This is a genomic window from uncultured Aquimarina sp., assembly GCF_947495315.1.
In the GTDB taxonomy this organism is placed as follows: Bacteria; Bacteroidota; Bacteroidia; order Flavobacteriales; family Flavobacteriaceae; genus Aquimarina.
Map to the genome: position 1 here is coordinate 59,783 of NZ_CANLYD010000001.1, position 25,014 is coordinate 84,796.

Sequence of the window (25,014 nt, forward strand, 5' to 3'; positions counted from 1 at the left end):
AATTTTTCACAAATATCTCACTATTTTTCAACATGATAAACTTTATTTGCGATTTCATATTGTGCAGTCTATGTTAATAGACGAAAATAGTTTATTATTTTTACACAAAAACCAAATCATATGCAGCTTAAAAAGCAAATTCCTAATATAATTACGCTACTTAATCTCTTTTGTGGATGTATAGCTACAATTTTTGCAGTTCAAGGAGCTTTAGAATTGGCGGCGCTTTTTGTAGCATTGGGTATTGGTTTTGATTTTTTTGATGGTTTTGCAGCCAGAATTCTTAATGTTCAAAGTGAATTAGGATTGCAATTAGATTCTTTAGCAGATATGGTGACCAGTGGATTAGTACCAGGTATTGTAATGTATCAGTTACTGGCAAAAACCTCTGGAAGTTCGGTCAGTACAGTCTTTAATTCTTGGGATTTTAATCAAAATTCAGCTCAGGTATTTATACCTTATATTTCTCTAATAGGTTTGTTAATAACACTAGCCTCTGCATATCGATTAGCTAAATTTAATATCGATACACGGCAAACAATATCTTTTATTGGATTGCCAACTCCTGCGAATGCTTTACTAATTTTAAGTATACCATTGATTTTACAGTTTCAAACAGAAGTTTGGATCTCAGATATTATATTAAATCAATGGTTTTTGATTGGTTTAACATTGGTAAGCTGTTATTTGTTAAATGCCGAAATCCCTTTGTTTGCTCTTAAATTCAAAACTTGGGGATTTGCAGAAAATAAGGTGAGGTATATTTTCTTATTACTTACACTAATACTATTGGTGATACTTCAGTTCACTGCAATACCCTGTGTGATATTATTATACGTAATAATGTCGATGGTTTTTAAGGAAAAGTCCGTTAGTGAGTGAATTATGAGTTTTGAGAGATTTTTTAACATAAATATTCAAGGATTCACAAACTAAAATACTAACTAAAAATCTAATTTCTTTTTTCTTAGTTCAAAATTCTGACCAAGATAGACTTTACGTACCATTTCATCTTCTGCCAATTCTTCAGGTTTTCCTGCTTTAAGAATACTACCTTCAAACATAAGATAAGTTCTGTCTGTAATAGCTAAAGTTTCCTGTACGTTATGATCGGTAATAAGTATGCCAATATTTTTATTTTTAAGTTGAGCAACGATACGTTGGATATCTTCTACCGCAACTGGATCTACTCCTGCAAAAGGTTCATCCAGAAGAATAAAATTAGGATCAGTCGCTAATGCTCTGGCAATTTCAGTTCTACGTCGTTCACCACCACTTAATAGATCACCACGGTTTTTTCTAATATGTCCTAATCCAAATTCTTCTATCAAAGATTCCATTTTATGCAATTGCTCTTTTTTAGAAAGTTTGGTTAATTGTAGCACACTTAGGATATTATCCTCTATACTTAACTTTCTAAAAACAGAGGCTTCCTGGGCTAAGTACCCGATTCCATTCTGAGCACGTTTATACATCGGAAATTTAGTGATATCGGTACTATCCAGAGTGATCTTTCCGCCATTAGGTTTTACCAAGCCAACAATCATATAAAAAGAAGTTGTTTTACCGGCTCCATTAGGTCCTAAAAGCCCTACAATTTCTCCTTGGTTTACTTCTAGAGAAATCCCTTTTACTACTTTTCTTCCTTTGTATGACTTTATTAGATTTTCTGCTTTTAACTTCATAATCAGAATGACTTCTTTAGATTTTAAGTGTTGCTAAAATGAACTGGTAAATTTACACTATTCTTTGGAACCTGAAATTTAAGATTCTTTTGCCTCTAACGCATCCCAAAACTCATAGGCACGACGCAAATGAGGTATTACGATAGTACCGCCAATCAAAGTCGCGATACTTAAGGTTTCTACCACTTCTTCTTTAGTTAAACCTTCTTTATAACAAGTTTCTAAATGATATCTCACGCAATCGTCACATCTAAGAACGGTTGAAGCGACAAGACCTAATAATTCTTTCGTTTTTACATCCAAAGCTCCTTTCATAAAAGCATTGGTATCTAAATTGAAGATTCTTTTGATGATTTTATTATTATCTTCTAAAATACGAGAGTTCATTCTCTCTCTATATTCATTAAACTCTTCTACTACGTTACTCATTAGGTTTTAGGTATTAATTCTTTGTTTTGTTTTTTGATGACCATTTTAGAAATAAAAATACTTATTTCATATAGAACCAGTATAGGGATTGCAACAATAACCTGACTTGCAATATCCGGTGGTGTAATTACTGCTGATAAAATTAAAACAATAACCAGAGCAAATTTTCTATATTTTTTTAAGAATTCTGGAGTAACCAAACCTACTTTTGTTAGGAAAAACATGATTACTGGTAACTCAAATATTAATCCACAGGCAATTACTGAAGCCCTAAGCAGTCCAATATAACTATCAATATCAAATTCATTAAGAACCTCTTCACTTACTTGATATCCTCCTAGGAAATTAATAGATAATGGAGTAATCACGTAGTACCCGAAAAGAACGCCTAAGAAAAATAGAAATGAGCAAATGATGATAAATCCTTTAGAATTTTTTCGTTCTTTATCATACATTGCCGGAGCAATAAATTTCCAAAACTCATATAAAACGTAAGGAAAAGCAGCTATAAAACCTGCCGTAATTGATGTCCAAATATGGACAGAGAACTGTCCGGCGACTTTTCTACTTTGAACACTAAAAGGTAATTCTTTAAAGCATAAGCTTTCATCTAAGCCTAGTAGTTTTGATAAATTACAGAGTCCTTTATACGTTGGGAAGTCAGGTTTTTTAGGACCGAAAATCAATACGTCAAAGATAAATTCTTTGGCTATAAAAGCAGCAACTGCTGCGATTAAAATTGCTACAGTAGCTCTAATTAGATGCCATCGTAACTCTTCTAGATGATCCAAAAACGACATGGATTGTGGATCTTTTGTTGTTTTATCCCCCATATTATAAAATACCTTCTCTCATTAGATCATGAATATGCAAAAGACCTGCATACTTACCTTTTTTTTCTGCTAACAGCTGCGAGATACCGTATTCCTCAAGTCTATCTAGCGCATCAACAGCCATGGCATTTACATCAATACGTTTTGGATTGGGAGACATAATATCTTCTGCGGTCAATCCTTCAAAAGAAGTATTAGTGGTTAACATTCTACGTAAATCTCCGTCCGTAATGATTCCGATAATTTTACTATCTCGGGTTACTGCCGTAGCACCTAATCTTTTTTCGGTCATTTCTACAATAACAGCGTTAATATTAGAATCCGGACTAACTTCTGGTTTTTCATTTTTTGATACAATATCGTTTACACGAAGATATAGCTTCTTTCCTAAAGCTCCTCCAGGATGATATTTGGCAAAATCGTTGCTAGAAAAACCTTTTAAATTCAATAAAGATACCGCGACAGCATCACCTATAACTAATTGTGCTGTGGTACTTGTTGTGGGCGCTAAGTTATTAGGACAAGCCTCTTTTTCTACAAAAGCATTTAATACAAAGTCTGCTTCTTTTCCTAGAAAAGACTCTTTATTAGAAGTGATCCCGATTAAAGTATTGTTAAAGTTTTTAATTAAGGGAACTAGTACTTTGATTTCGGGCGTATTTCCACTTTTAGAAATGCAAATCACCACGTCATCTTTAAGGATATTACCTAAATCTCCATGAATCGCATCAGCAGCATGCATAAATACAGCCGGTGTACCGGTAGAATTCATAGTAGCTACTATTTTTGAAGCTATAATGGCACTCTTACCGATCCCTGTAATAATAACTCGACCATTAGAATTATGTATGGTATTTACAGCTTCGGCAAATTCCTGGTCGATAAGTTGTTCCAGATGTGCAATAGCTTTGGCTTCTTCGTTAATGGTTTTTTGGGCAAAAGAAATAATAGTATCGAGGGTGTTCAAAATTTATGAAATTTGCGTGTTATAATTAAAGATTTTATTATCTTTAATTATGCAAAGGTATGTAATACCTTATGAATTTTAAATAGTGCTGAAAAAAAGCTTACTATTTTTTTGTTTGCTTATCTTTGGTAACTTTTTGAAAAAAGAACAATCCACTGGATCTTTATTGGGGAAAAAGGTTTAAGTGATAGCGATTTTAATTTAATTGGTATATAAAAGTTAAACGATTTAATGAGTTTGAACAAAACCGACTTACAAGGAGCTTTAAAGAAGTACTTTGGTTTTAGTCAATTTAGAGGATTGCAGGAAAAGGTAATAGAAAGTGTTTTAAGCAACCAAAATACTTTTGTTATTATGCCTACAGGTGGTGGAAAATCCCTTTGCTACCAGCTACCTGCCTTAATGTGTGAAGGAACAGCTATCGTAGTTTCTCCGTTAATCGCACTAATGAAAAATCAAGTAGATGCTATTCGAAGTATTTCTTCAGAAGAAGGAATAGCGCATGTATTAAATTCTTCCCTTAATAAATCCGAGGTTAAGAGAGTAAAAGAGGATATTGTTAATGGTGTGACTAAATTATTATATGTAGCGCCCGAGTCCTTAACTAAGGAAGAATACGTAGATTTCCTAAAAGAACAAAAGATTTCTTTTTTGGCTGTTGATGAAGCTCATTGTATTAGTGAATGGGGTCATGATTTTAGGCCGGAATATAGGAATCTAAAGAATATTATAAAGAGAATAGGAGAGAATATCCCAATCATTGGACTTACGGCAACGGCTACTCCAAAAGTACAAGAAGATATTCTTAAGAATTTAGCGATGAGTAATGCCAAAACTTTTAAAGCATCGTTTAATCGCCCTAATTTATACTACGAAATTCGTCCTAAAACAAAAAATGTTGATGCAGATATTATTCGTTTTGTAAAACAAAATAGCGGAAAAAGTGGTATCGTATATTGTTTAAGTAGAAAAAGAGTAGAGGAACTTGCTCAGACGTTAGAGGTAAATGGTGTAAAAGCGGTTCCATATCATGCAGGTCTGGATGCAAAAACGCGTGCAAAACATCAAGATATGTTCCTTATGGAAGATGCTGATGTGGTAGTTGCTACCATAGCTTTTGGAATGGGTATTGATAAACCTGATGTACGTTTTGTAATTCATCATGATATACCAAAAAGTATAGAAAGTTACTATCAGGAAACAGGTCGTGCAGGTCGAGATGGAGGAGAAGGACATTGTTTAGCCTATTATGCATATAAAGATATCGAAAAACTGGAAAAGTTTATGAGTGGTAAGCCTGTAGCAGAACAGGAAATTGGTCATGCACTTTTGCAAGAAGTAGTAGCTTTTGCAGAAACCTCAATCTCCAGACGTAAATTTATATTGCATTATTTTGGGGAAGAGTTTGACGATGTTACTGGAGATGGTGCGGATATGGATGATAATGTACGTAATCCAAAGAAAAAGCATGAAGCAAAAGATGAGGTTCAACTGCTACTAAAGGTGGTGAGTAAGACCGGAGAAATTTATAAATCCAAAGATTTAGTCAGCACATTAATCGGTAAGAGTAACGCACTGATTATTTCTCATAAGACTCACGAACAGCCATTTTTTGGGACTGGTAAGTCCAGAGAAGACAAATATTGGATGGCATTAATACGACAAGTTTTAGTGGCTGGATATTTAAGAAAAGATATAGAAACATATGGTGTTATCAGAATAACTCCTAAAGGAAGAGAGTTTATCGAATCACCAGTTAGTTTTATGATGACAGAAGATCATGTATATAATGAAACTAAAGATGATTCTATTATTACTGCCGCCAAATCAGGAGGTAAAGCAGGAGGAACAGATGATCGATTGGTAGGAATGCTAAAAGATTTAAGAAAAAGTGTAGCAAAGAAATTAGGTGTTCCACCTTTTGTTGTGTTTCAAGATCCGTCTCTAGAGGATATGGCGTTGAAATATCCAGTAAACATAGAAGAACTGGGTAATGTACATGGAGTAGGAGAAGGTAAGGCTAAAAAATATGGAAAGGATTTCGTGGCACTTATTTCCAAGTATGTGGAAGAAAATGATGTCATGCGTCCGGATGATTTTGTTGTAAAAAGTACTGGGGCTAATAGTGGTCTTAAATTATATATTATTCAGAATGTAGATAGAAAACTACCACTAGATGATATCGCTGCGGCTAAAGGTATGGATATGACTGAGTTTATTAAGGAGATGGAGGCTATTGTGTATAGTGGAACTAAACTTAATATTACGTACTGGATTGATGAAATACTTGATGAAGATCAGCAAGAGGAAATTCATGAATATTTTATAGAAGCTGAAAACGATAAAATAGATACTGCTATTGAAGAATTTGATGGAGATTATGATGATGAAGAACTAAGACTATATCGAATCAAATTCATTAGCGATGTTGCGAATTAATAAATTATCATGCTTTTAATTATATAAAAGAGGATGTGAAAACGTCCTCTTTTACTTTTTTCAATTGAACAACCTCTTTATAATTAATTTTCCTGATCCTGCGGGCCGCATATAGGTAATCCATGGATGTTACAATAGAATGGAGCACCTGCAAAACATCCATTTGGAAAAAATGTTGGACATTCGGGTAATGTTCCACCATTAATTGTCTTTTGTGCATTTTTGTTCAATTCTTGAACTCCGTTTTCTTTTAAAATGTTTTTTAACATACTATAGGTTTTAATAATGATTTGTACTTCCTTAACCATTTAAAGACACTTAAGGCATATGTCTCTTAAAGTAGTTAATGTCGTATGAGGAGGAATAGTTACTTAAACTTATGTTAAAAAGGGGTTTTTCAATCCTTATTGCTTCGATTTTATTGGATTGAATTTATTGTAGAAGTTGTTTATTGGAAATTTGTTGCTTTGTTAGAACAAACGAAAAGGGGTTGTCTAAAAGGTAAAATACCATCATCAAACTGATATCTTAATATTTTTATAGTTTTTTAGACAACTTCTATTACTATATGTAAAAATCGTAAGACCAATTTTTGGACTAGAATATATTCATCGAAAGATATAAGCTAGAGGTCGTTAACTCTGAATCTGGTAGTGATGTACTTTTGGATATGTTTTTACTGGTGTATTGTCTGAAACCAACTTTAAAACGACCGGATCCTAGACCTCCACCATAAAAATAATCAGTTGTGGTGTTTTCTATTTCGTTTTCGGCAAAAACATTGGATTCTGTGCCAATATTGAAATCTACTGTCAATCCACCTTCCAGGAATAACTCGAATTTAGAGCTCAAGTATATGTGAAATCGTGGACCAACAGCCACATTGATACTTTTGTAATCTAGTTCGAATTCACTATTGGCGATGGCAAGATCACGACCATCCATCGTAAAAGCTTTATAGGTAGATTCTAAAAAGAAACTTAAATCTACTTTAGAAAAGGGTATAAACGTTTCGACAAAAACTCCATATCTAGGAACAAAAACATCTTCATAACTTACATTTCCGGCACTTCCTGCTATTGAGTTATGAGTAAAACCACTTAAATCAACAGCTGCTACAATACCAATTCTGGTTTGATTGATTTTTTTGCGAATGATATATTCGATCTTATTTCCTTTGCACTCGTTATACTTTTTAAAATATTTTTTTAGGTCACGCTGAGTATAGGTAAGTTTAGATACATCTTGGTTTTTGCAATGTACCTTTTCTTGCAACTGTTGCTGATAGGTGTTGTTTTCTTGTGGGATGATTTTTTTCCCTGGTTTCTTAGTCTCATCTGGAGTATAGAACACCTTATAAATCAATAATTCAGGGTATACTGTGTTTGGATCTGTATAGAAAAAACGATGCACGCCATTTTCAGAATATTGATATAAGATTGTTTTACTTTTAAGAATCGTTCTAAGAAATATTTTTTTATATGTAAGATTAGGGTCTTTTGATTTGGTAGACTTTCCGACTGTATCTCCGTTTAGATCAAATTGGAGTATGTATCTTTTAAACCTATAATCTTCACCTACTGCAAACTCTTTAATGTTTTCAATAGTTTCGGTTTTAGAGCTAGAGGATATAGTTCTTTTCCACTCGAATTCTGTGGGATTGCTTTTCCAAGTGAGTTTTTTGATCAGGCATTCTGTGCGCTTACCGTTATTATCAATAAAATAACCAGCCTCATAAAGACTTTGTGCACTACTAGTAGCAATAAAAAATAAGCCTACTGCAAAACAAAGTAAAGATTTCATGTGTGTGACGATCTGAGTTTGTGAAGGAGCAAATATAGCTTTTTTGTTAAAAAGCATATGTTTTTATCATTGAATTATGCTGAAAATGGGAAGATTAGACATAATGAGTGTCTGAATGTTCTACTACTTAGTATGTATCAACTTATCATTAAACACTCATCCCAACTAGTTTCGAAATCTGCTAGATAATCTATAAGTGTAAGACCGATACCTGCGACTCCTTCTAATAAAGAAACTTCTTTTTTCCATTCATTCGGACCTTTCCATTGTTTGTAGCCGGCATATCCATCAATGTGAGTCGCTTTATTCAATCCATCTTGCATCCAAAATTCACAAGCGTCTTTAAAAGTATTGTTGTTTGTTTCTTTGTACATTCTTAGAAAGATTTGTGCATTACCAAATGATCCGTGACATAGTCCTGCGTCTTTAATCATGGTTTGTTCATTGTTCGTTCGCAAGGCGGCGTGTTCCATGATTTTAATAGCAGTTTTCAGTAATGATGCATCTTGTAAGACTTTGGCGGCGTGCCAAAATCTAATTCCTATGCCTAAGTCCCCATAACACCAAGCTAGCCTACTTTTATATTCGTGGGAGCCATTTTCGTGTATGATGTTAGGAAAAAGGCAAGAACCCTCTTTGTTTGGGTTTTGATACTGTAAGATATAGGATATCGTTCCACGAAGCATTTTTTTAGAAACCTTCTCAAAATCTTTATGTGGGGATAGTTTGGTTAACATACCAACGATACTAGACATCCCGTGAGAAAGACCTAGGTTGTAACCTTTTTCTTTTGTATTCAAACCAATTTCTGAAATCCATTTATAGGTCTTATCATTGCTTTCCGATCTCTTTTCAAGAATTTCTATAGCTGCAAGTAAGCATGTTTTGTAGTTTTCTTTTAATAGTTGTGAGTTGGTGTTTTTATATCTATTTAGAAAGTAAAATGCATAGCCCAGACCTCCATGTAAAAAATCATAATGCCCTTTTTCCAGGTCATTTTTCATTTTCTTAAAGAGATATTGATCCAATTCACCAAAAAGATTGTCTAGATCAATATCTATAAAACCGTTTCGTTCTAAATGACTAATCACCCATCCCATACCTGCAATTCCTGAACAAAATGTTCCGAGATTATATCCTTCATTAATTTTTTGGATACTTTGTTCCAGAAGTATACTGCCTATATCATTATTATCCTTATCAAGAAATTTGGAGTAGTAAAATTTAAAAAGAGCAATTCCCGATAGACCGGATAAGACACCAATAGTACTTTCCTCATATTCTTGTTGATCTATAATTTTATTGATCTCTTCTAATTTTTGATGGAATATGCTAGTATTCAATGTATAAGATTTAATTTAAATGGTAATGAAAGGAGGGATAGTAGATTACTATCCTCTCCTTTTTTTAATGAATCTTACTCACATGCTTTATGTATAGAATGGCAAGTTTGCTGACTAGGTCCATTACATTCAATTGTTCCAACTTCGCAATCCCCTGATAAACAGGGTAGATTTGCAGAACAATCATTATAACTAGGACATCCTCCTGTAACAAGAATTACTCCACCTCCTTTTATGTAATTACCATTAAGTTTAGAGATCACATTTTTGTTTAGGGATAACCCATCGAACTTTTTTTTCTTCATGATTTGTAATTTTAGAATAATAAGATTCTGAACATTTATAGACACTCAGAGTTTATGTCTACTACTGATTGTTAATGTCCTTACAATGGATGTTGTTTCTTAATATTGTGTTAAGAAAAGAAGAGGTTTATACCATATACCTCCTTATATTATGTGTGGGAAAGTTTATAGATAACGTATTGTATTTAAATCGTTTTATCTATAATAAGAAATAGCGTACTATATTTTTTAGTAGTAGATCATTTCTTTTTCTTTCTCAAGAAAAGGATATACAAAATAATTAATACTAAAACAAGACCCAATCCAACCCACAAAAATAGTAAGTTATTAGATTGCGGCAACAAGGTTCCACTATCACCAATCAATACCAACGATGCCCAATAATGAGGCGAAGCCTCTGCATCGGTATTGTTGTGTAGATAGTTAAGTTTTGCAGTTCGTAAAGCCGCAGATTTGGTTTGTCCTTCACTCAGGTTTTTATAAAAATCAGAAGTGATGGTGGCGGTTGCTTTATCATTGGTACTCCATAGTGATGGAATCACAGATTTCGCTCCGGATTTAAAAAATCCACGGGCAAGGCTTAATACGCCTTCTCCACTGTTTACAATCCCTAGAGAGGTGTTACAAGCACTTAAAACTACTAAATCAGCTTGGTTTTTTAAAAGATCTAATTCCTTGTCAATCATTTTTTGATTTCTAAATGCGATCCAGGGCGCTATAGAATCTGATGCATTTGCATGAGTTGCTAGGTGAATGATTTTGTAATCAGAAGCTTCTTGTATAAAATTTTCTTTGGTAGCTTCCCCATCTAGTAATAAAGAACCAGAATAATAAGTATTTGCAGTACTTATTTCCTTTTTACTTTGTCGTAGACTAGTGAGTTCATAAGGGAAATCTACAGGAGCAATGCCTAAGAATTCTTTTTGAGCGTTTCTAATTCTTGACTTATTTTGTTTTTCAAAGGATAGTGAATAGGTGTAACTGATCTCGCAATCTTCTAATAAATACCTTCCAGAATCTATATCAGTTACTAAAGCCTCAAAAGGAATAGTATTAATAAGGTGATCGGGTATGATGGTAACCTTTTTGTTTTTTAGAGTAGATCTTACTTCTTTTGGGATAAGAGAAGTGTAAAGATCATATGATTTTTCTTGATAGGAGAGAATATCTTCTTTACTTCTAAATGGTACATCCAATCGTTTTCTTAGATCGTATATTTTGTCGTGTAGTTGTTTAGTGTTTTCTAATTGATATAACTTTTTATCATTTTTAGATAACACTAGACAATAAGTGTTAGGGAATAAACCAGAAATTCTTTCTGTCATCATGTACTGTATGATGATTTTGTCAGTGTCATATGTTATTTCAGAGAGCGGTACGATTTTAGGGAGATTTCTACTTGAAAAATAGTTAGGATAAATAGTAGATAAAGAGTCTGTAAATGTGCTTAATCGTTCTTTTTTATCAAACAAAAGATTAGATATTGAATCGATGTTTTTTTGTGTGATATTACTATTATATAATTGTTGTAATTCAATGACACTATTCTTTAAATCTACTTCTTTTGCTAATACGGATTCAGGAATTTGAGAAACATCTTTATCAATCTCCAACATTAAAAGTAAGGCTTTGTGCTTTTCTGATAGATAGAAGCCGTATGAAGTCTCATTAATTTTATTACAAGCTTCTACCCCAGCTGCATAAGTACCGGAAGCAATACTTCTCCATAAAAGTTTAGAATTGTTAGATATATTATCTTCTATCATAATATCGATCAATAAATCTGATATTTTAGTCAACTTTATCGCTTCTTTATAAAACTGAAGCTCTTTCTTATGATCTCCTAAATTAATATAGTTGGAAGTAATATCTTTCAATATTTCTAACAGGAGCATTTTATCATTAATAACAGATAATTCTTTTCTATTTAATATATTTTCAAGGTTTTGATCTGTTAAAGAAGTGTTGAAAAATGCAGAAAGTGATTTGTAATAAAAATCTGTTGCATCTTGATAATTTGTAAGTGAATTTTCTAATAGTCCTAAACCATAATAGATAGACTTTTTTATAGAAAGATCTCCTTTTGAATATTGTAAAGATTGATCGAAATATTCCAGTGAACTATTTTTATTTTTTCTAATGTTAAGCAAACCTAAGTTATAAGAAGTTTTAGATATATATTCGTTAGAATTTTGATCCTTTGCTATATCGAGTGCTTTTAAAAAATATTTTTCTCCTACAATTGTGTCATGTAATGTTTCAAAATATAATCCCCCTAAGTTATTGTATATTTTGAAAAGGCTTTTTTTGCTAATAGAAGATGAAAAAATTAGAGATTCAGCTTTTTTTAAATGTTCTATTGATTTAGAAGCATATTTTTTATTTCGTAAACTTTTGAAAGAGTCAGCGATATTAATATGATTAAAGATTATATATTTTTTATTTTTTAAATGTAAAAAAGCTTTATTATTATTATCAATAGCATTAAAAGGATCTCCTAAAAGAGCGTAGCAATCTGCTATTCTTAAATAAGCTCTTCCGTTAAGAAATTTTGATCCATCCACTGCTATTAGTTTTTTATAAGCGTTAATTGCTGCCAGATATTTTTTTGTCCTTAGGTGGTATAACCCAAGATTGTTGTAACTACTGCGCAATAAATTGGGATTAAATGGTAAAGCTTTTATGCGTGCATCAATTGCTTTTTTTAATATTTTAATAGCTTCTTGTTTTGTACCATCGTTTTTGTGCAACCATTTGGCAATTTGATGAGCGTCAGATCCTAATTGAGTATAGTTTTTTTCTTCCTCCCACGTATTTAACAATTCATTATAAAGATGAATGTTATCATAATCCGTACCGGTTAATTGATGGATGGAATCTAATTGAGGAGATATTCCTTGACTATATAAAGTTAAACCTAATACACAAAAGATATAAGCAACTATGTGTTTGTGTAAAGGTTTCATCTTATTTTTTTAAATACGAAGTAACCTAACATAATTACCAAAATCAACCCCAATCCAATCCACAAAAACAATAAGTTATTAGGTTGCGGCAACAAGGTTCCGTTATCTCCTATTAATACCAAAGATGCCCAATAATGGGGCGAAGCTTCTGCATCAGTATTATTGTGTAGATAATTAAGTTTTGCGGTTCTTAATGCCGCAGATTTTGTTTGTCCTTCACTCAGGTTTTTATAAAAATCAGAAGTGATGATGGCGGTTGTTTTGTCATTTGTACTCCAGAGTGATGGAATCACAGATTTAGCTCCAGACTTAAAAAATCCACGGGCAAGGCTTAATACGCCTTCTCCACTGTTTACAATCCCTAGAGAGGTGTTACAAGCACTTAAAACTACTAAATCAGCTTGGTTTTTTAAAAGATCTAATTCCTTGTCAATCATTTTTTGATTTCTAAATGCGATCCAGGGCGCTATAGAATCTGATGCATTTGCATGAGTTGCTAAGTGAATGATTTTGTAATTAGAAGCTTCTTGTATAAAATTTTCTTTAGTAGCTTCCCTATCTAGTAATAAAGAACCAGAATAATAAGAATTTGCAGTACTTATTTCCTTTTTACTTTGTCGTAGACTAGTGAGTTCATAAGAGAAATTGACGGGAGCAATACCTAAGAATTCTTTTTGAGCGTTTCTGGTTCTTGACTCATTCTGTTTCTCAAAGGATAGAGAATAGGTGTAACTGATTTCACAATCTTCCAGTAAATACTTTCCAGAATTTATGTCGGCTACTAAAGCCTCAAAAGGAATAGTATTAATAAGGTGATCGGGTATGATGGTAACCTTTTTATCTTTTAAAAGAGGTCTTACTTCTTTTGGGATAAGAGAAGTGTAAAGATCATATGATTTTTCTTGATAGGAGAGAATATCTTCTTTGTTTCTAAAAGATAGATCCAATCGTTTTCTGAGATCATATATTTTGTCGTGTAGTAGTTTAGTGTTTTCTAATTGATATAACTTCTTATTATTTTTAGATAATACTAGACAGTAAGTATCAGGAAATATAGCTCCAACCCGCTCTGTCATCATATACTGTATGATGATTTCATTATCGTTATATGTTATTTCGGAGAGCGGTACGATTTTAGGAAGATTTCTATTAGAGAAGTAGTTGGGATATATTGTAGATAAAGAATCTTGAAATACTCCCAATCGTGCTTTTTTATCGAATAAAAGATCGGATATAGAATCTTTGTTTTTTTGTGTGATATTGCTAGTGTATAATTGCTGTAATTCTATTATCCTATTCTTTTGTGCTAATTCTTTGTCTAATATCGATTCAGGAATTTGAGAAGTATCTTTATCAATCTCTTGCATTAGCAAAAGTGCTTTGTGTTTTTCTGATAAGTAGAAACCATATGGAATATCCTTAATTTTATTACAGGCTTCGATACCAGCAGCGTAGGTGCCAGAAGCAATACTTCTCCATAAAAGTTTGGAATCATTAGAAATATTATCTTCTAGCATAATATCAATCAAAAGATCTGATATTTTCGTTAGTTTTATGGCTTCTTGATAAAATTGATCCTCTTTTTTCTCATCTCCTAAATTAATATAGTTATGAGTAATATCCTTTAATATTTCTAATAATAACATTTTGTCTTTAATAATGGATAGCTTGTTTTTATTTAAAATAGAGTTGATATTATAGGAAGTTATGTTAGTCTTAAAAATATTGGTTAAGGATAAATTATAGTACTCTAGGGCTTTTAGATAGTTTCTTTTGGTATTTTCTAGTATACCCAATCCAAAATATGGGTATTTTGTAAAATCACTGTTTTTACTAATATTCTGTAGTGATAATTCTAAATACCTTAAAGACTTATTGTTATCTCTGTTTATATTTATTAAGCCTAAATTATAATAGGTTTTAACAATGTATTCTTCTACTTGCATATTTTGAATATTAGTCAATGCCTTAATATAATATTTTTCGGATAAGGTAGAATCTTGTACACTATGAAAATATAGTCCTCCTAAATTGTTATTTATTATATATAAGCTATTTTTCTTTCTTTCACCTACACTATATAAATTAGTTAATGAATCAGCAATTTCTAAATGTTTGATAGCTTTTTTAGAGTCATCCTTATTTCGCATCAATTCATAAGCAGCGGCTACATTGATATGATTGCTAATGAGATAACGTTTGTTGTTTTGTAGAAATTTAAATGCATTATTATGGTTTTGAACTGCGGTATAAGGGTCTTCTAATTCCTTATAACAATCTCCTATTCGTAGATATGCTCTTCCAGTAAGGTAGTCAGTAGAATCATCTATGGATGCTAAATTTTTATATGCTTCAATGGCTTCGATATATCTTTCAGCTCTTAAACTAAATAAACCCAAGTTATAATAACTTCCTTTTAAAAGTTTAGAATTAAAAGGTTTTGCATTTTTTCTTGCATTTACCGCTTTTTTTTGAATGTCTATGGCTTCTCGTTTTGTAACTGTATTTTTATGTAACCACTTGGCAATCTGATGAGCATCAGAGCCTAGTTGGGTATAGTCTTTGGTTTTTTCTTGTTTTTCGAGATGTTGGTAGTATAGTTGTATCTTTTCTGATTCTGATATATCTAAGGTGTAGAGAGAATCTAAAGTCTTAGATATTTGTTGGCATTGAATCAAATTACAAATAAAGAGCAGGATAAAAAGAGGAAAATTTCTGTCAATTTTCCTCTTTTTGTCTTTTATTTTTATTTTTTTTGTCAAAATTAGAAACCGGATGGAAGTGGATTTTGGTTACAAATAGGAGATGTTCCATCCGTTTCATATATCGTAAATCGATAATCTCCAATAATCGTTTCTGATAATATGTAATTTCGTCTAATAGGATCATCATCCTTTCTAGTAACACTTGCAACCTTTTTTTCTTCTGTTATAATAACTCCAGATTCATTAAGAAGTCTTCTGTTATACCCTTCATAAACCCATTCTTCATTATATCCGCAAGAATTAGTATTTCCGTTTAAAGCGGCAAGTGTACTAAGAACATTTAGTCTCATTAAGCTTCTGGACTCACTTATCTCTTCAAAATTCATTGATTCAGAATAAAAGACGGACATACAATCTTCACAGTCTGCATTTAAAGTGTTAAATGTAGCTTTCATTTCTACATTCTCTTGTTTAATTAGATTTTCCTCTTCAATTCCAATTTCGTCTGTCGAACAGCTTTGTATTCCAATAGCAAAGACTGCGGCTACTAATAGTAGTGTGATTTTTTTCATTCTTAAATCTTTTTTTGTTTATATATTTATTAGTATGTTCCCCTAACCTAATAAATGTTACCATGCGAAAGTAAAAAAAAATAAATAGTTAAAGATATCTTAATGCAGATAACTGAAAAAGATCAACTAAAACAGCTTGTTACCGGAGATAAAGAGCTTATGCAAAACTTGTATAAAAAAAGAATTTCCTAAGATATTAAGTTTTAATTCTTAGTTCTTTTTCTAAAGATAAAAATCCCCAGCATTAAGATAACAACTACCAACCCAACCCACAAAAACAACAAGTTATTAGATTGCGGCAACAAGGTTCCACTATCACCAATCAAAACTAAAGAAGCCCAATAATGAGGCGAAGCCTCTGCATCGGTATTGTTGTGTAGATAGTTAAGTTTTGCAGTTCGTAAAGCCGCAGATTTGGTTTGTCCTTCGCTAAGATTTTTATAAAAATCAGAGGTGATGGTGGCAGTAGCTTTATCATTGGTACTCCACAATGATGGAATCACAGATTTTGCTCCAGATTTAAAAAATCCTCGGGCAAGACTTAATACACCTTCACCACTGTTTACAAAACCTAGAGAGGTGTTACAGGCACTTAACACTACCAAATCAGCTTGGTTATTTAGAAGATCCAATTCTTTGTCGATCATTTTCTGGTTTCTAAATGCAATCCAGGGGGCAATAGAATCTGATGCATTTGCATGAGTTGCTAGATGAATGATCTTATAATCAGAAGCTTGTTGTATGAAATTTTCTTTGGTAGCTTGTTTGTCCATTAATAAAGAACCTGTATAATAAGAATGTGCAGTGCTAATTTCTTTCTTGCTTTGCGGTAGACTGGTCAAATTATCAGTAAAATTGACAGGAGCAATACCTAAGAATTCGTTTTGAGCATTTCTAACTCTTGCCTCATTTTGTTTTTCAAAGGATAGTGAATAGGTGTAACTGATCTCACAATCTTCTAATAAATACCTTCCAGAATCTATATCAGTTACTAAAGCCTCAAAAGGAATGGTATTGATCAGATGATCTGGTATAATAGTTACCTTTTTGTTTTTTAAAGCAGCTTTTACCTCTTTAGGGATCAATGAGGTATATAATTGATAAGATTTTTCTTTATACAGGTCTATATCAGTTTCATTTTTAAACGGGACATCCAGTTGTTTTCTTAGATCATATATTTTTTCGTGTAATTTTTTCGTGTTTTCTAATTGATATAACTGTTTATGATTTTTGGATAGGACTAAGCAATAGGTGTTCGGAAATAAACCAGAAACTCTTTCTGTCATCATGTATTGTATGATAATTTGGTTATCATTATACGTTATTTCTGAAAGAGGTATTATTTTAGACTTTTGTAACGTCTTGTTGTAGTCAGGATAGAGCAAAGCAATAGAGTCCTTGAGTGATTTTAGGCTTTGTTTCTGGGTGAAAAGAAGATTAAAAATGGAGTCTTTAGCTTTTCCGGACTTTGTATTATAACTCTCTTCTAAATTTATAATACTCATTCTTAACTTAGACTCTTCTTTTAATATTGATGTTGGGATGCTAATTTTTTCTTTTGAAATTTCTTGCATTAGTAGTAATGCCTTGTTTTTTTCTGAAAGATAAAATCCATAGTCAATTTCTCTAGCCTTAAAGCTTGCTTCTATGCCAGAAGCATAGGTTCCAGAGACAATGCTCCGCCATAAAAATTTGGTATTATCAGAAATATTTTCTCTTAAGATATAATCAACTATTTTATCCGATATTTTTACTAACGCAATAGCTTTTTTATAGTACTTAATGTTTTTTTCAAAGATCCCTTGATCAATATAATTATCAGAAGCACTTTTTAAAACCTCTAACAAAAACGTTTTATCCTTAATATAAACAAGATTTTTTTGATTTAGGGCAATGAGAATATTGTCAATGTCGATTTCTCTATTAAAAAGTATAGAAAGTGATTTGAAGTAATTTATAGTAGCTTTTTCGTGGCTGTGATTAGAGTTTTCAAGTAATCCTATTCCATAATGAATTGAACTTAGAACCTTTAAGCTTCCATCGTAATTTTCTAAAGATTGTTCGAAGTACTGTTTTGCTATATTGTTATCTTGGTGAATATATGACAAGCCAAGATTATAAGAAGTAGTGGCTATGTATTCCTTAACTTCTAATTTATTAGCTTCTTCTAATGCCTTTTTATAATATTTATGACTGCTCAGTGTATCGTGTATGATTTCATAATACCAATTACCAGTATTATTATATACAGTATATAGTTTTTGCTTATTGGGTTTTTGAGATTTTAATAATAAAGTTTCCGCTTTTTTTAAATGATTAAGTGCCTGATCAGTATTTTTTTGAGATCTTATTTTTTTAAAAGCACTCGCTATTCTAATATGATTACTTATTAAAAACGTGTTTTTTTTACTCTTTTTTAAATAACTAAATGCTTTATTATAGTTGTCAATTGCCAAATATGGATCCTGTAAAAATCTATAACAATCTCCAATTTTGGAATATCCTCGCCCTATCAAATAGTCTGTTTCCGTTAAGTTTACCAGTTTTTTGTAAACTTTGATTGATTCTCTATATTTTTTATCTCTAAAGTAATAAAGGCCTAAGTTATTGTAGCTTCTTTTTAGTAAATCAGGATCAAAAGAATCTGCTTTGGTTCGAGCATCGATAGCTTTTTTTACATAGATAATAGCTTCTTCTTTTGTTTTTGGCTTTTTATGAAGCCATTTAGCAATTTGATGGGCATCAGATCCTAGTTGGGCATAATCTTTAGTATCCTCATGTTTTTTTAATAGAGAATCATATAGTGTTAGTTTTTTTAAATCTTCAACTTCTAAATTGTGGATAGAATCTAATTGAGGAGATATTCCCTGCCCAAATGAAACCAAACTTAAACCGCAAAAAATAAAAGCATATATGTATTTGCGTAAAGGTTTCATCTCAATTTTTTGGATACGAAATAACCCAGTAAAATTACCAAAATAACACCCAACCCAATCCACAAAAACAACAAATTATTATATTGTGGTAACAAAGTCCCACTATCACCGATTAATACTAACGATGCCCAATAATGAGGTGAAGCTTCTGCATCGGTATTGTTGTGTAGATAGTTAAGTTTGGCGGTTCGTAAAGCTGCAGATTTGGTTTGTCCTTCACTCAGGTTTTTATAAAAATCAGAAGTGATGATGGCGGTTGTTTTGTCATTTGTACTCCAGAGTGATGGAATCACAGATTTAGCTCCGGATTTAAAAAATCCACGGGCAAGGCTCATAATACCTTCGCCTCGACGAACTTCTCCCAAAGAGGTGTTACATGCACTAAGTACTACCAAATCAGCATTGTTTTTCAGAGTGTTTAGCTCTAAATGATATAGTTTTTTATCTCTAAAAGCAATCCAAGGATTTAAACTGTCAGAAGCATCAGCGTGAGTTGCTAAATGGACTATTTTATATTTATCAATTTCTTTTTTAAAGTTTTCTTTTGTGGCTTTATCTAGACTTAATAATTCTCCATCATAATAACTATTGGCATAAGAGATTTCTTCTAAACTTTTAGGTAAATTAATCAGTTTATCAGGAAATTCAACTGGAGCTACTCCAAGAAAATCTTTGCTTGGTTTTCTTATAAACGAGTTGTTTTGTTTTTTAAACGAAAGGGAATATTCATAATTAATCTCTGTTTCTTCTATTAAGTATGTATTCTTTTCTATATCTGTTATTAGAGCTTCGAAAGGAAAATAATTAAGAATATGATCCGCTATTATGGTAACTTTTTTATTTTTTATATAGCTTCTAATCTCTTTTGGGAATAGTGACTCATATACAATATTAGAAAGTTTTTTATATTCCTGAATTTCTTTTGAAGTATTAAAAGGTTTATTTAATTGTTGTCTTAATTTGTAAATATTTTTTTCAAACTTTTTAAGACTATCTATTTTAAATAACTTTTTTTTGTCATTGGATAATAACATACCATAAGTTTCTGGTGCCACACCATACACTCTTTCTGCCATAGAGTATTGAACAACAATTTCATCATTTGGTAATGTAACATCCTCTAAAGAAATAATAGCTGGAAGCTTTGTAGATGTAAAATATTCTGGATAATAAGTAGCAAGAGAATCTTTATACGCTTGAAGTTTTGTTTTTCTGTCTAATACTAGCGATAATATTGAATCTTTTTTATTTTCTTTCGTAGTAATCAATTCATTCTGAAGATTGATTATTTTATTTTTTAAGAAATACTCTCGTCCTAGTACACTATCTGGAATATTTATTTTAGTTTTACTAACATCCTGCATTAATAATAAAACTTTGCTTTTTTCCATGAAATAAAAGGCATCTTTTAAATTATTATTAGCATTGCAAGCGTATAAAGCTATAATATATATTTCAGAAGCTAAGCTTCTCCATAATAACTTTGATTCCTGCGAAATATTTTCCTTTAAAATATGATCTATTAAGGTATTACACGTATATGCGGTACGAATAGCCTGTTGATAATATTTTAAACTATTCTCTTTTTTACCCATTAATATCCAAGTATGCATTTTTCTTTTTAATAATTCTAAGAAATACGCTTTGTCCTCTAAAACACTTATGTGTTCTGTTTTAGGTAACCAATAGATATCCGGAATTTTTGTGTTAAAAAATAAAGAAAAAGACTTCCGGAAATATTCTTGCGCCTCTAAAAATTCTTTGTTTTGTTTTGCATTATATCCAAATCCTGTATATATGTTTGCTAAATAGGCATCATCTTTTGTAGTATGCAGTAGTGCTTGATTAAGATGTTGTCTGGAAAGAATAGAGTCAATTCCTATGTAAGAAATACCTATATTATAATGTATAAATTGCATTTCGGACATAACTTTTTCATTGTTAATAATCTCTAAAGCTTTAGTGTAATAATCAAACCCTTTCTCGACATCTATAATTCCAGACCCTTTTTGATATAGATTAGCTAAGTTATTATAAATGTAATATAATTTTAAAACGTTAGGTTTTTTTCCATTTTTAATTATTGAATCTGCAATTAGCAAATGTTGTACCGCTTTTTTGGTGCCAATTTCATTTCTTATTTTTGTATATGTAATAGCAATACTTATATGGTTACTTATTATGTATTTTTCGTTTTTATTTTTTTTGAAATATTCGAACGCTTTTAATTGATATTCTATTGATTTATATAAGTCATCTAAACTTTCATAGCATTCGCCTATAATTGCATTCGCTCTTCCTTTGAGATAGTCAGTTTTACTAACTTTAATTACTTTTTTGAAGTACTCTAGAGCTTCTGTAATATTACCAGAGTATTTGTTGTAATTGGCATAGTTGTAGTAGCTTCTTTTTAGTAATTCTGGATCAGGCGGATTTGCCTTTTCTCTTGCTTCATATGCCATCTTAACAATTTTAATGGCTAGTGGTCTATCTTTCTCTCTTAGTATCCATTTAGCTAATAAATGAGCGTCATACCCTAATTGCGTATAGTTTTTTTGTTCCTTATAGGAATCCAAAAGCTCATAATATATTTCAAGTTTATCATGATCCGTACCCGAACTTTTATGAATAGAATCTAAGGCAAAAGAAATATCCTGGCAATGAACATTCATCGCCAGGATATAAAACAAAAAGAGTATATACTTTTTCAATTAATTAAATTAAAATGATGATTCATAAATAATTCTTTCTAAAACGTCAACACAATCTGTAAAGTTACCTTCTAAATAAATATAATTAGAAGGATTCAGGCTGTCGTAAGGAGAATTATCATCATCATCGTTCAATTCATCTTCCTGATTTGTTGCTTTATAAACAGCTGTAGAACCTTCAACGGTCCCACCGTCATATTCTCTAGGCAATTTAGTGCAGTCTACTCTCCAGATTTCTATATATCCACATTCAGAGGTAATAGAAGTAAAATCTCCAAATCCTTCTGTAGCATTTCTATGCTGAAACCGGAATACATCGCGCTCATAAGAGCTCATTGCATTCGTAAATATTACAAAGAGGTCACAATAAGAAGTTGAGCCTTCTAACAAATTGTTAAATGTTAGTTTTTTAGATAATAATTCCTGTTTTGTTTCTTATTCAATTCCAATTTCGTCCGTTGAGCAGCTTTGTATTCCAATAGCAAAGACCGCGGCTACTAATAGTAGTGTGATTTTTTTCATTCTTAAATCTTTTTTTGTTTATATATTTATTAGTATGTTTCCCTAACCTAATAAATGTTACCACGCAAAAGTAAAAAAAATCAAATAGTTAAAGATATCTTAATGCAGATAACTGAAAAAGATCAACTAAAACAACTTGTTACCGGAGATACGAAGCTTATACAAGACGTGTATAAAAAAGAGTTTCCTAAAATAAGAAGGTTTGTCCTTACTAATAATGGAGATATTGCAGATGCAGAAGATGTTTTTCAGAAAGCGTTGATGCAATTGATAGCCAGATATAAGATAAAACCTTTTGTTATAGAAACCTCTTTTGGAGCGTATTTTTATACAGTTTGTAGAAATTTATGGCGTAGAGAGCTAAATAAACAAAAACGGATAGTAACAAATGATGAGGTTCTGGAACACTCTAAAGAAGCAGAAGACATGACCATGGCAACTTTAGAACAAGAAAAGTGGGAGCTGTTTCAGGAGAAATTAACCGAACTGTCTGATAATTGTAAGCAATTATTACAGTTGTTTTTTAAGAAAGTACCTTATAAAGAGATCATGGAAGAACTAGGATATAACACAGATAATGTAGTAAGACAACGTATTTTTAATTGTAAATCACAATTAACTAAATTGATAAAGAACGATACCCGATATAATCAAATTAAAGAATTATGAAGGACTACCCGATAGAAATAGATGATTATCTGAGTGGTACTATGTCCGCATCAGAAAAACAAGCGTTTGAGGAAAGACTAATTAAAGATCCAGTACTTGCTGAAGAACTAAAGTTGCAAAAAGATATGCTAACCATTTATGAAGATCAAGAGTGGTTACAAGGTGATAAGGGAGCGTTACAAACAGAAGAAGCTACACAACTGAAATCTTTTTACGAAAGTGCAGAAGCGGCTAATTTAAAATCTACTATTAATGAAGTAATCACAGAAAACAGATCCGGTTCGCAGAGTAAAACGTTTTGGTTTATCGGTATTGCTGCATCCATTGCTGTACTGATTACGGTTTCTTTATTTGTTTTTAAGGATAATAATTATGATGACTTGTATGCTTCTTATGTGCATCTGGATGAGATTCCATCATTAGTAACCAGAGGCGAGGATACTAATAAATTGTTAGAAAATGCGCAGTTGTTATTCGAAGATAAAAAGTATCAGGAAGCGACAGAGTCCTTCGCAGCTTATCACGCAAAAGAAACTTCTATCGATCCATTAAGTTATATATACAATGGTATCTCTTATATAGAACTCAATAAATTTGATGAAGCCTTAGCGCAGTTTGAACTTTTAGCCAGTTCTAATACATTACAGTCCAAAAAAACGCATTGGTATAAGGCTTTAGTGTTGTTAAAACAAAAGAAGAAACGTAAGCTCAAAGATGTTTTACAAACAATTATAGCAGATAAAAGCAATTACAAATACAAAGAAGCACAAGAGTTACTAGAAAAGATTGATTAATAATTTTGAGTCTTTTTCATAACATCATTTTTTTGAATATTCTGTTATAAACCAATAAACAATCCTAAGTTTTTATACACTAAACATTAAGCAATTACCTATCTTTGCAGCTTAAAATTTAACAAGCTTAAAACACGCAGTTATGCAAGACGGATTATACGCAAAATTTAATACAACAAAAGGGAGTATTCTGGTAAATCTAGAGTATAAGAAAACTCCGGGAACAGTTGGGAACTTTGTAGGTTTGGCAGAAGGAAATATGGAGAACCAGGCAGTTCCTCAAGGAAAACCTTATTATAATGGATTAAAATTTCATAGAGTTATTCCTGATTTTATGATTCAGGGTGGAGATCCTCAAGGTTCAGGAGCTGGTGGACCAGGATATCAGTTTGATGATGAAATTCATCCTGACCTAAAACATGACGGACCAGGAGTATTATCTATGGCAAATGCAGGACCTGGAACTAACGGAAGTCAGTTTTTTATTACTCACATAGAAACTGCTTGGTTAGATGGTAAACATACCGTTTTTGGTAAAGTGGTAGAAGGACAGGATGTTGTCAATACTGTAGCACAAGGAGATATTATCGAATCTTTAGAGATTGTTAGAGTAGGAGCAGATGCAGAGAATTTTAATGCAGTAGAGACTTTTAGACAGTTTAATGGAGCTAAAGCAGAGAGAGAAGCTGCAGCAAAAAAAGCGGCAGCACAACAATTAGAGGAATTGGCAGCTGGATTTGACAAAACTGATAGTGGTTTACATTATAAAATAATTCAAAAAGGAGATGGTGCACAAGCAGAAAAAGGAAAAACTGTTTCTGTTCATTATAAAGGAAGCTTAACGGATGGTACTGTTTTTGACTCTTCATATAAGCGTAACCAACCAATAGATTTTCCATTAGGAATAGGTCAAGTAATCTCAGGATGGGATGAAGGTATTGCTTTATTGCAGGTAGGAGATAAGGCACGTTTCGTAATTCCACCATCTTTAGGATATGGAGCAAACGGTGCTGGAGGAGTAATTCCACCAAACGCTACTTTGATTTTTGATGTAGAATTGGTTGCGGTGAAATAACCCCTTTTTTAAGGATATAAAAAAACCTCTGAAGTTTATTTCAGAGGTTTTTTTGTGCTGATTGTGCGTTTTTTTATAGTGATTAATATTTTTTAACTTTATGTTAACACTTGTAGGTAGCCTTAAAATGGATGTTTTTTTGTTTCAATTTGTAATTTTTAACGAAAACAGTAAACTTTTCCATCTATAATTTAGATATTTACATCCTATTTTTAGGGTTGGGAACAAATAAGGAACCCCATTTTTTTATTAGTTATGAA

The 25,014-nt window shown here is 31.8% G+C and carries 19 protein-coding genes; 5 read left to right on the plus strand and 14 right to left on the minus strand.

Annotated features, from left to right (window positions below; genetic code table 11):
* Window positions 1–120 precede the first annotated feature (120 nt).
* Window positions 121–882 carry a CDP-alcohol phosphatidyltransferase family protein gene (locus tag Q0910_RS00260; RefSeq protein ID WP_299210906.1) on the plus strand — a complete coding sequence of 254 codons (762 nt, stop codon included), beginning with the start codon at window positions 121–123 and terminating at the stop codon, window positions 880–882.
* 62 nt (window positions 883–944) lie between these two features.
* Here the strand turns inward: Q0910_RS00260 and lptB are convergent, their stop codons facing one another.
* The 4 genes from lptB to Q0910_RS00280 all read right to left on the minus strand — a co-directional run bounded on the left by lptB (window position 945) and on the right by Q0910_RS00280 (window position 3,914).
* Window positions 945–1,685, minus strand: coding sequence for an LPS export ABC transporter ATP-binding protein (lptB, locus tag Q0910_RS00265; protein WP_299210909.1), 741 nt, complete (start codon window positions 1,683–1,685; stop codon window positions 945–947).
* Between the two features lie 78 nt (window positions 1,686–1,763).
* The gene (locus Q0910_RS00270; protein ID WP_299210912.1) at window positions 1,764–2,114 is read right to left on the minus strand and encodes a carboxymuconolactone decarboxylase family protein; all 351 of its coding nucleotides are present in this window, start codon (window positions 2,112–2,114) and stop codon (window positions 1,764–1,766) included.
* Window positions 2,114–2,947, minus strand: coding sequence for a twin-arginine translocase subunit TatC (gene tatC / locus Q0910_RS00275; RefSeq protein ID WP_299210914.1), 834 nt, complete (start codon window positions 2,945–2,947; stop codon window positions 2,114–2,116). The genes Q0910_RS00270 and tatC overlap by 1 nt, the downstream gene beginning before the upstream one ends.
* A gap of 1 nt (window position 2,948) precedes the next feature.
* Window positions 2,949–3,914, minus strand: a complete 966-nt coding sequence (locus Q0910_RS00280) for a KpsF/GutQ family sugar-phosphate isomerase (protein ID WP_299210917.1) — start codon at window positions 3,912–3,914, stop codon at window positions 2,949–2,951.
* Window positions 3,915–4,145: 231 nt separating this feature from the next.
* Between Q0910_RS00280 and Q0910_RS00285 the strand changes: the two genes are divergently transcribed.
* Window positions 4,146–6,353: an ATP-dependent DNA helicase RecQ gene (locus Q0910_RS00285; RefSeq protein WP_299210920.1), complete on the plus strand. Its 2,208-nt coding sequence runs from the start codon at window positions 4,146–4,148 to the stop codon at window positions 6,351–6,353.
* Between the two features lie 83 nt (window positions 6,354–6,436).
* Here the strand turns inward: Q0910_RS00285 and Q0910_RS00290 are convergent, their stop codons facing one another.
* From Q0910_RS00290 to Q0910_RS00335, 10 genes are all read right to left on the minus strand, one after another.
* Window positions 6,437–6,622: a hypothetical protein gene (locus Q0910_RS00290; protein ID WP_299210923.1), complete on the minus strand. Its 186-nt coding sequence runs from the start codon at window positions 6,620–6,622 to the stop codon at window positions 6,437–6,439.
* 328 nt (window positions 6,623–6,950) lie between these two features.
* Window positions 6,951–8,156 carry a hypothetical protein gene (locus Q0910_RS00295; protein WP_299210926.1) on the minus strand — a complete coding sequence of 402 codons (1,206 nt, stop codon included), beginning with the start codon at window positions 8,154–8,156 and terminating at the stop codon, window positions 6,951–6,953.
* 137 nt (window positions 8,157–8,293) lie between these two features.
* Entirely contained in the window at window positions 8,294–9,499 is a 1,206-nt protein-coding gene (locus Q0910_RS00300) for a lanthionine synthetase C family protein (RefSeq protein ID WP_299210929.1), read from the minus strand.
* Between the two features lie 74 nt (window positions 9,500–9,573).
* Window positions 9,574–9,804 (minus strand): class I lanthipeptide, encoded by a 231-nt coding sequence (locus Q0910_RS00305; protein WP_299210932.1) that lies wholly within the window; start codon window positions 9,802–9,804, stop codon window positions 9,574–9,576.
* A 239-nt stretch (window positions 9,805–10,043) separates the two neighbouring features.
* A complete protein-coding gene (locus tag Q0910_RS00310; RefSeq protein WP_299210935.1) occupies window positions 10,044–12,770 on the minus strand; it encodes a CHAT domain-containing protein in 2,727 nt (908 codons plus the stop codon).
* Entirely contained in the window at window positions 12,767–15,532 is a 2,766-nt protein-coding gene (locus Q0910_RS00315; protein WP_299210938.1) for a CHAT domain-containing protein, read from the minus strand. The genes Q0910_RS00310 and Q0910_RS00315 overlap by 4 nt, the downstream gene beginning before the upstream one ends.
* 2 nt (window positions 15,533–15,534) lie before the next feature.
* Window positions 15,535–16,047: a hypothetical protein gene (locus Q0910_RS00320; protein WP_299210941.1), complete on the minus strand. Its 513-nt coding sequence runs from the start codon at window positions 16,045–16,047 to the stop codon at window positions 15,535–15,537.
* 203 nt (window positions 16,048–16,250) lie between these two features.
* Window positions 16,251–18,983: a CHAT domain-containing tetratricopeptide repeat protein gene (locus Q0910_RS00325; RefSeq protein ID WP_299210944.1), complete on the minus strand. Its 2,733-nt coding sequence runs from the start codon at window positions 18,981–18,983 to the stop codon at window positions 16,251–16,253.
* Entirely contained in the window at window positions 18,980–21,694 is a 2,715-nt protein-coding gene (locus Q0910_RS00330; RefSeq protein WP_299210947.1) for a CHAT domain-containing protein, read from the minus strand. Before Q0910_RS00330 ends, Q0910_RS00325 begins: the two co-directional genes overlap by 4 nt.
* A gap of 9 nt (window positions 21,695–21,703) precedes the next feature.
* The gene (locus tag Q0910_RS00335; RefSeq protein ID WP_299210950.1) at window positions 21,704–22,084 is read right to left on the minus strand and encodes a hypothetical protein; all 381 of its coding nucleotides are present in this window, start codon (window positions 22,082–22,084) and stop codon (window positions 21,704–21,706) included.
* 234 nt (window positions 22,085–22,318) lie between these two features.
* On the opposite strand from Q0910_RS00335, the gene Q0910_RS00340 reads away from it, so the two are divergent.
* The 3 genes from Q0910_RS00340 to Q0910_RS00350 all read left to right on the plus strand — a co-directional run bounded on the left by Q0910_RS00340 (window position 22,319) and on the right by Q0910_RS00350 (window position 24,754).
* Entirely contained in the window at window positions 22,319–22,885 is a 567-nt protein-coding gene (locus Q0910_RS00340; protein ID WP_299210953.1) for an RNA polymerase sigma factor, read from the plus strand.
* Entirely contained in the window at window positions 22,882–23,679 is a 798-nt protein-coding gene (locus tag Q0910_RS00345) for a hypothetical protein (protein WP_299210956.1), read from the plus strand. The genes Q0910_RS00340 and Q0910_RS00345 overlap by 4 nt, the downstream gene beginning before the upstream one ends.
* Before the next feature lie 142 nt (window positions 23,680–23,821).
* A complete protein-coding gene (locus Q0910_RS00350; RefSeq protein ID WP_299210959.1) occupies window positions 23,822–24,754 on the plus strand; it encodes a peptidylprolyl isomerase in 933 nt (310 codons plus the stop codon).
* The last annotated feature ends 260 nt before the right edge of the window (window positions 24,755–25,014 follow it).